Genomic DNA, 5,365 nt, shown 5'->3' on the forward strand with positions numbered 1-5,365 from the left:
ACAACAGACCCGGAAATCATGGCATTTTGTGATTTTCTGCCAATCAAAGAATCAATAAGATACGTAGAATCAATACTTACCCTTGGTTCGACTCCTTTGGAGAAAAGCCGTCTACACGGTGACAGCCTGTTCCTGTATCAGGCGAAGACGGGGACGCCTGTATTACGTGCCGCTTCCTCCCAACGTGGTGACAGCGCTCAAAGAGATGCCGGATGGACCTCGTCCCAATCCGAGGTACTACTTCTGGAGTGGCAATGGCGATCCCAACGCCGTTGCAAACTGGCAACGGGCTTACAGGCGACTCTTCGAGATTGCTGCCATTCAAAAGCCGGATGGATCACTTAAACGCTGTCATCCGCATATGTTTCGGGACACATTTGCCGTGGAAAACCTGCTTGCCAGAGTTCCCATTGATCAGGTTTCCCTACTTCTGGGCCATGCATCGGTGAAGATCACTGAGAAAAGCTATGCCCCTTTTGTGAAAGCCCGACAACGACAACTCCAAGAAAGCGTCCGAAACGCCTGGAAATCGGCTGGAGTGGCAGATCGCTAGCCATCTTCCCGAACCGACATTCTGCTCAACAATCTTGCCGTGGACAACGAGTTGCGGCAGCACCTACTGTCTTCCCGAAGTATGGCCTATCGTCTCCGCTCGTTGTCGCCCATGCGAATCGCGCAATTTAGTGAGGAGTGCGGACAGGGTCTCGAGAAGATCGAGAATTTGAACTACTCGGCCCAAGGACTGCTGAGGGTGTTCCCAAAGCACTTTACACCGGCGATGGCTGAACGCTGGGCCCACAATCCGAAGTTTATGGCGAAATCGCCTATGGCGGTCGGATGGGAACGCCCCACCGCCGAGTACCGACGGTTACGAATTCCGCGGCGCCGGCCTATCTCAGGTCACTGGTCGGGATGGCGTATCGAAACTGCAGGAGTTCCTGACAAAAATGGGGCAGATTTCGAAATCCTTCAGAATCCGGACCTGATTATCGATCCCTCTGATCACCACAAGCGTTGAAGGAGTATAGTCTTATTCGACTTTTCGTGGCTCCTTTGGGAAACCTTTCTGACGGGGCTAGATTCCTGGCAACAAGGAGAAGTCCCATGACACGAAAACAGTCGCGTCCGCTCACCGTCCTCTCTGATGCGCGTAAGTGCCATCGAGGCGATCATGCTCTCAAATTTATCGTTAGCCAATAGCAAACGCTCTCTTTCGACAACTACGACCAGAGGAATGACCGCTCCTCTCGGCGCCACCGTTACGCGCGACGGAGTAAATTTCAGCGTATTTTCCCGCAAAGCTACCGCTGTTGAGATTCTTTTCTTCGATCGGGAGGACGATGCAAAGCCTACTGATGTGATCAGAATCGATCCCGTTACCAATCGCACCTATCACTATTGGCATGTGTTTGTGCCCGGCATTCGCGCGGGACAAATCTATGGGTATCGATTCCATGGGCCGTTTGATCCTGCCGCTGGTATGCGTTTCGACCCCGAAAAAGTTCTGCTCGATCCGTACGGGCGCGGAGTCGTGGTCCCCAAAGGATACAACCGGGACGCTGCACGTGGACATGGGGACAGCGCTGCAACCGCAATGAAAAGCGTTGTCGTGGACCCGACGGCATACGACTGGGAGGGCGATATGCCGCTCAGACGTCCATCGACGCAGACCATCGTCTACGAGATGCATGTCAAAGGGTTCACGCGTAACCCCAATTCTGGCGTCGGCGACAAAACACGCGGAACGTATCGCGGACTAACCGAGAAGATCCCCTATCTTCAGGAACTCGGTATTACGGCGGTGGAACTGTTGCCTGTCTTCCAGTTCGACGCCCAGGATTGCCCGCCTGGTGTAGTCAACTACTGGGGCTATCAACCGGTGTCGTTCTTCGCGCCGCATCAGGCATACAGTTCATGTCAGGATCCTCTCGGCCCGGTCGACGAATTTCGCGACATGGTCAAAGCACTGCATCGAGCAGGAATCGAAGTCATCCTCGACGTCGTGTTCAATCACACAACCGAAGGAGATCTTAACGGACCGACGTTGTGTTTACGTGGAGTCGACAACAGCGCGTACTACATTCTCGAAGAGGACCGCTCACACTATGCCGACTACACCGGATGTGGAAACACGCTCAATTCCAATCATCCTATCGTTCGTCGCATGATCGTGGACAGCCTCCGCTATTGGGTTGAAGTGATGCACGTGGACGGGTTCCGATTCGACTTGGCGTCCATTCTTACTCGCGATTCCAGCGGCAATATGATGGCTAATCCTCCGGTTCTTTGGGATATCGAGTCGGATCCACACCTTGCCGGAACAAAGATAATCGCCGAAGCATGGGATGCAGCCGGACTATACCAGGTGGGCAGTTTTGTCGGAGATAGCTGGAGGGAGTGGAACGGCCGTTTTCGTGATGATGTACGAAGCTTTCTTCGCGGCGACGATGGGTACGTGCGGTGTTTCGCTGACCGCCTCCTAGGCAGCATTGAGATTTATGGGCATAAAGGACGCGAAGCAGAACAGAGCATAAACTTCATAACCTGTCATGACGGATTTACCCTCAATGATCTGGTCAGTTACAACCAAAAGCATAATGAAGCAAACGATGATAGCAACCGTGACGGCGCGGATGACAATCGCAGCGGGAATTGCGGCATCGAGGGAGCGACGGATGATCCCGAGATCGAAAAACTAAGAAATCGCCAAGTGAAAAACTTCTTGACCGTCACATTGATGTCACTGGGTCTGCCCATGATCACGATGGGCGACGAAGTCCGGCGCACGCAGCATGGCAATAACAATGCCTATTGCCACGATGACGAGAGTACATGGTTAGATTGGAGCCTTCTCAATAAGCACTCGGATGTGCACCGGTTTGTTCAATTGATCATTCGTAGACGGCTGATGCGAGACGTTGGCCCTGAGCAACGGAGGATGACCCTGGCGCAGTGGCTCGACGCAGGCATAAAGGGTTGGCACGGCGTAAAACTCAACCAGCCGGACTGGAATACTTCTTCGCACAGCATCGCACTGAGCGTGCAGGTACCAAGCGAAAACCTGCTTGTCTATTTCATCTTCAATGCTTATTGGGAGCCGCTCGACTTTGAAATTCCTCCATTGGATCAGGGAGGTTCCTGGCGCCGATGGATCGACACATACTTGGATTCGCCGCAGGACATTGTTGCTTGGGAAACTGCCCCCGCAGTTCCAAGTCACACTTATCGAACAGGGCCTCGTTCAGTAGTTGTTCTGTGGGCAAATTTGTAGCGCGCCGCATCGTACTTCAGCTAGACGTGCCGAAATTTTACTCAGCTATGAATCGGCAATGCGTCTGCGCAACTCGGTCCCAGTGGAACTAGGGGTTCTGTTCGCGACGTTCGCCCTCGGGCATTGGATGTGGCGATCCAAAGTCACTTTGCGTACTGCGACCTGGTATGCCCTAACGGCGGTGTAACTGTTCCCCAGATCGTCAAGATCCTGTTCTGACGAAACACTCCACGCTGAGCGATCTCAGCCGAGTTTGAGTTCGGAGTTCACGCGGCCTCACAGCAACAGTCGCTCCGCCAACGACGCTCCTACGGTCTGCCGGAAATGGCGACTGTCACCGTTCCCAGTTCCCGACCGACCTGGCAATCAACCTTTAAACTCACGGAGCGAAGGCTATGGATAGACAGACGTGGGATCCCAGCGTGAAGGATGCTCGCACAGTTTCCTTCGGTCTAGCAATCCACAAATGGTGTACATTTCTCAGATTGGAACGCCCTATGTACGCCTGCGAACTGAATTTGAGGAACATCATTATTCTGATGATCGCGCTGTCTCCGCTTCAACTGCTCCAGGCACAGGACGACTGCGGTGACGAATGTAAAATTAACACCAACCTTGCAATGATTATCAACGTACCTGTCAACTCGACCGCACAGGTCGTCGGCACCGGTTGGGGTACGGTTGGCGGGGTGGGCTATAACTTCACCCAGCGCCAGGCAGTCATCGGCGAGTTCCTGTGGAATAGGGTCTATGCCTCAAGTGGACAGCTGCGACCGCTGCAGGCGGATTTGCAATCCAGCGATCTTAGCGGAAACGCTGACATTTTTACTATCACTGGAAATTACCGGTACGAACTGCGAGGCCGGTTACTCGGCACCTATCTCATCGGCGGCGGTGGCTGGTATCTCCGGAACACCAACCTCTCAAGAGAGATCACAGTAGGCCCGGGAACCATTTGTACGACGGCCTGGCTCTGGTGGGGATTCACTTGCACGTCGGGAACTGTAACCGCCAGCCAGACTGTGGCAAACTCCAACTTAGCCGCATTGGGCGCGAACGCAGGCATGGGGCTCACTGTAAGAGTAGGCGAAGCTCCCTACCGACTTTACACCGAAGCGCGCTATCACTATGCTCCGACCAAGAACATCAACACGCAGTTCATAACGGTCGCTTTCGGAATTCGCTACTGAAGAAGCGGAGGATTCGCAGTAGAGATGTGGCGCACCCCAGAACAGGCGCATGGAGTTGGTGTGCGGTTAAGAAATAATCTTGCGACTTAAGTTTTAGGTCCCATGCTCAATGAGCCATATAAATTGATTCTCGTTCGCTGAACACGCTATGATCCCTTGTCGCTCATCGCTGTCGTACTCTCACCCCAAGTTCACTTGCTTGAACAAGCAGTTCAGTGGATCCTGCATTCTTCTCTACCGTTCCTACGGCGCCAACTATAAGACTTTTAACGAGGGCTTTCCTGGTCTCACTTCTCGCAATCTCAGAGAGCTACGATTCCCAGAGTGCAACGGCTATGGATGTAACAGCGTGCTGAAATTTTGCCGCGCTAGAAGTACATTGTGAGCACAATCCCCAGGGCATTGACCTGCCGGTTCGGAGCGGTACTAGTGTCGTTCTGATGCTCGTAATAGGCCTCTATCTCGGAGTGTCTACGAATAGGAAATGTAGAGCCAACGCTCGCTGCCGTCCTGCTCCATTTCTCCGCGTTGCTGTCGTAATAGGCTTCCGCACGGAGATAGGGAGTGAAGTGATGGGAAAGTATTGAGAAGGTTCGTTCTGCCGTTAATCGATTGCGATATCGCCAGTCGAAGTCGCCGCCGATAAATCTCAGATCAGCGCGATTTCGATCTGACAGCAATACGCCGCTGACTAGCCCGAATAATTCTTGAAGGTTGAAGAAGCGAAAGCTCCGGACATGTTGTCAAGACAGTGTTTAAATAAGCCAAAGAGGCCTATGCGTGTCAGACAATAGCACGACAGAGTGTTTGTTATTCCCTGAGATTTTCTCCAAGCCGGTCGTGGTGCAGTTCGATCAGCGGCAGGGCAGTTCCGATGGCGGCGCCATCCTGTTGAAGGCGGCCG

Annotated in this window: 4 protein-coding genes; 3 read left to right on the forward strand and 1 reads right to left on the reverse strand. The window is 53.1% G+C overall.

Translation table 11 applies throughout. The features are described from left to right. Positions 1 to 187 precede the first annotated feature (187 nt). The 3 genes from Q363_RS47225 (at position 188) to Q363_RS30340 (ending at position 4,461) form a co-directional block, all read left to right on the forward strand. Positions 188 to 553, forward strand: a complete 366-nt coding sequence (locus Q363_RS47225) for a tyrosine-type recombinase/integrase (protein WP_425387814.1) — start codon at positions 188 to 190, stop codon at positions 551 to 553. 681 nt (positions 554 to 1,234) lie between these two features. Further along, positions 1,235 to 3,271, forward strand: a complete 2,037-nt coding sequence (gene glgX / locus Q363_RS30335) for a glycogen debranching protein GlgX (protein ID WP_035358193.1) — start codon at positions 1,235 to 1,237, stop codon at positions 3,269 to 3,271. A gap of 395 nt (positions 3,272 to 3,666) precedes the next feature. After that, the gene (locus Q363_RS30340) at positions 3,667 to 4,461 is read left to right on the forward strand and encodes an outer membrane beta-barrel protein (RefSeq protein WP_084080929.1); all 795 of its coding nucleotides are present in this window, start codon (positions 3,667 to 3,669) and stop codon (positions 4,459 to 4,461) included. 368 nt (positions 4,462 to 4,829) lie between these two features. Here the strand turns inward: Q363_RS30340 and Q363_RS47230 are convergent, their stop codons facing one another. Then, complete coding sequence (locus tag Q363_RS47230) at positions 4,830 to 5,141, reverse strand: DUF2490 domain-containing protein (protein WP_084080930.1); 312 nt, start codon at positions 5,139 to 5,141, stop codon at positions 4,830 to 4,832. Positions 5,142 to 5,365 lie beyond the last annotated feature (224 nt).

It is taken from the genome of Edaphobacter aggregans DSM 19364 (assembly GCF_000745965.1).
GTDB classification, from domain to species: domain Bacteria; phylum Acidobacteriota; class Terriglobia; order Terriglobales; family Acidobacteriaceae; genus Edaphobacter; species Edaphobacter aggregans.

What these genes read in the sequence shown, in the direction of transcription:
- glgX (WP_035358193.1), top strand. Translation starts at nt 1,235, where the DNA reads ATGACCGCTCCTCTCGGCGCCACCGTTACGCGCGACGGAGTAAATTTC.
- Q363_RS30340 (WP_084080929.1), top strand. Translation starts at nt 3,667, where the DNA reads ATGGATAGACAGACGTGGGATCCCAGCGTGAAGGATGCTCGCACAGTT.